General features: G+C 46.1%; 1 protein-coding gene and 1 pseudogene. Both read left to right on the forward strand.

Annotation, left to right across the window (positions count from 1 at the left end):
- Nucleotides 1-253 (forward strand): annotated as a pseudogene (locus AB4496_RS06800) (TetR/AcrR family transcriptional regulator); the annotation flags it as partial.
- Between the two features lie 63 nt (nt 254-316).
- On the forward strand, nt 317-1,826 hold a 1,510-nt coding region (locus tag AB4496_RS06805; RefSeq protein ID WP_372130714.1), incomplete at its 3' end, for an acyl-CoA dehydrogenase.

The following is a 1,826-nucleotide window of genomic DNA, read 5'->3' on the forward strand; positions in this document are numbered from 1 at the left end:
GTTCATTACTACTCGTTATAGCGAAGTACTGACTTTGTTTACCAACTCAGTAATGAAAGCTAACCCAAACCTCACTCAAGAACAGTTATTTTGGCGATTGCACTTCACCCTAGGGACTTGTGTATTCACCATGGCATCTAGCCAAGCTCTAATAGAAATTGCAGAGAATGACTATGACAGAAAGATAGATGCGAAGGCAGTGGTCGATATTCTTATTCCTTATTTGGCCGCTGGCATGTCAGCAAAAGAATAAAAGAATAAAACAATAAAAAGCAAAATATTCACAAACAATATAGTGAACAAAAGGATCTGAACTATGAGCTCTCTAAGACAAAAATGGGTAAGTGACCCAGCTTTTAAACTCTTTAAAAAAGTACTACCACCCCTATCTAGCACCGAGAAAGAAGCGATGGAAGCGGGTAGCGTGTGGTGGGACGGAGAGCTGTTTTCTGGTAAACCAGATTTCACTAAGCTTCACCAGTACCCAAAACCTCAGCTGACACCAGAAGAGCAATCGTTCATGGACAATGAACTTGAAACTTTGCTCGCTATGCTCGATGACCACAAAATTGTGAAAGAAGACCGAGACCTTCCTGAGGAAGTATGGAACTTTTTACGCAAAGAGCGTTTCTTCTCGCTAATTATCGCGAAAGGGTACGGCGGCCGTGAATTTTCGGCGCACGCCAACTCTACAATCGTAACTAAGATTGCAACGCGTAGTATCAGTACCGCGGTTTCGGTAATGGTTCCAAACTCTCTTGGCCCTGGTGAGCTACTGTCTCACTACGGAACTCAAGATCAAAAAGACTACTGGCTTCCACGTCTAGCTGACGGTACAGATATCCCTTGTTTCGCACTAACAGGCCCTGAAGCAGGTTCTGATGCGGGTGGTATCCCTGATGTCGGCACTGTGTGTATGGGCATGCACGAAGGTAAAGAGACACTAGGCATCAAGCTTAACTGGAACAAGCGTTACATTACGCTAGCACCAGTGGCAACGGTACTTGGTTTGGCTTTCAAACTGCACGATCCAGAAAAGCTACTGGGTGACAAAGAAGACATTGGTATCACTTGTGCGCTTATCCCGGCAGACCACGAAGGTGTTGTGATCGGTGAGCGTCATGATCCACTTGGTCTTGCGTTTATGAATGGCCCAACACGCGGTCACGATGTATTTATTCCTATGGAATGGCTAATCGGTGGCGCAGATTACGCAGGTAAAGGCTGGCGTATGCTGGTGGAATGTCTGTCTGCAGGTCGTGGTATCTCATTACCCGCACTTGGTACGGCGATGGGCCACCTAACAGCGAAAACGACCGGCGCATACGCTTATGTTCGTAAGCAGTTCGGTATGTCGATTGGTAAATTTGAAGGTGTTGCAGAGAGCTTAGGCCGTATTGGTGGTTTAACGTATCTATTAGAAGCGACTCGTACACTGACAACCACTTCACTTGATATGAAAGAGAAGCCGGGTATCGTAACGGCTATCGCGAAGTATCACATGACAGAGATGGCTCGTACTATTCTGAATGACTCAATGGATATCCATTCAGGTCGTGCAATTCAAGATGGCCCAATGAACTACTTGGCTGCGCCTTACCTAGGTATTCCAGTTGCTATCACAGTAGAAGGTGCGAACATTCTAACTCGTAACCTGATGATCTTCGGTCAAGGTGCGACACGTTGTCACCCATACGTATTGAGCGAAATGGAAGCGGCAGCGAACCCAGATGAGAAGCAAGGTGCAAAAGACTTTGATAGCTTGTTGTTCAAGCACATCTCACACGCAACTAAAAACACGTTTGGTGCGTTTGGCGCAGCACTAA

Source organism: Vibrio sp. 10N.222.46.A1, from assembly GCF_041473595.1.
In the GTDB taxonomy this organism is placed as follows: domain Bacteria; phylum Pseudomonadota; class Gammaproteobacteria; order Enterobacterales; family Vibrionaceae; genus Vibrio; species Vibrio tasmaniensis_A.